A 1,012-nucleotide genomic window follows, 5' to 3' on the forward strand; every position below is an offset into this window, starting at 1 on the left:
AAGCTAAGAAAGTCCAAGAAGATAATAAAATCAAATAGTGGTGGGAAAAGGGCGTATAATAATATGTCTTTATTTGCGCGGAATTATTTCGTGGAAATATAATTCTATGCATATGACGGTACGAAAACGATTGTTTATGAAACGATTCCAAAACAGCCTGAAACTTTCTCAGTTTCGCTTAAAAATCGGTACGATACCCGTTCCAAAATCATATTAACGAAAAGGTATGTTTATGGTACGATAGACAAAACGATACATATGAGGGGGATGATATTAATGAAAATCGCATATGCGCGGGTATCGACCGCAGACCAATCGCTTGATCTTCAATTAGATGCATTGAAGGCATACGGCTTCGATAAGATTTACACTGAGAAGGCAAGCGGCGGCAAGGACAATCGCCCGGAACTTGCTAAAGCGTTGGACAATCTTCGTGAAGGCGATACTTTCATCGTCTATAAGCTCGATCGATTGGCGAGATCGACGCAAAAGTTATTCGACGTTCTATTCCAGTTGAATAAGAACGGAGTCGAGTTCGTAAGCCTATCCGATAAAATCGACACATCTACTGCCACAGGGAAGGCGCTTTTCGGCATGATGGCGGTATTCGCGGAGTTTGAACGTGACATTATCCGGGAACGTACTGTAGCGGGACTTGAAGCAGCTAGAGCGCGTGGACGCAAGGGCGGTCGTCCGATGACTGACAAGAAGAAGTTAGACAAAGCAATCAAGCTACACGAGAGCAGAGAGTTTACGGTAACACAAATAGAAGAAATGACAGGTGTAAGCAAGGGGTCACTTTACCGTGAACTAAATCGGAGGAAACAAGAAACAACAAAGAAGCAGCCTCAGAGCCATTGAGGGGGGTTATAAGGAATGATTCGATGAGCCATCTAGATTAGGTGGCTCTATTATTGCGTCTTGCATGTGCCTATATATGGTTTAATGAACCTACCCAGTGCCGAGTAAGTCGTTGTTAGTTCTAAAAACGGAGTTTTCCCTAATTTCCCCT

Annotated in this window: 1 protein-coding gene; it reads left to right on the plus strand. The window is 43.2% G+C overall.

All coding sequences use genetic code 11. The features are described 5' to 3' along the window. Nucleotides 1–276: 276 nt before the first annotated feature. Entirely contained in the window at nucleotides 277–861 is a 585-nt protein-coding gene (locus KIH86_RS18435; RefSeq protein WP_223080794.1) for a recombinase family protein, read from the plus strand. Nucleotides 862–1,012: the final 151 nt, after the last annotated feature.

This window comes from Paenibacillus sinensis (assembly GCF_019904155.1).
Lineage (GTDB): Bacteria > Bacillota > Bacilli > Paenibacillales > Paenibacillaceae > Paenibacillus_AQ > Paenibacillus_AQ sinensis.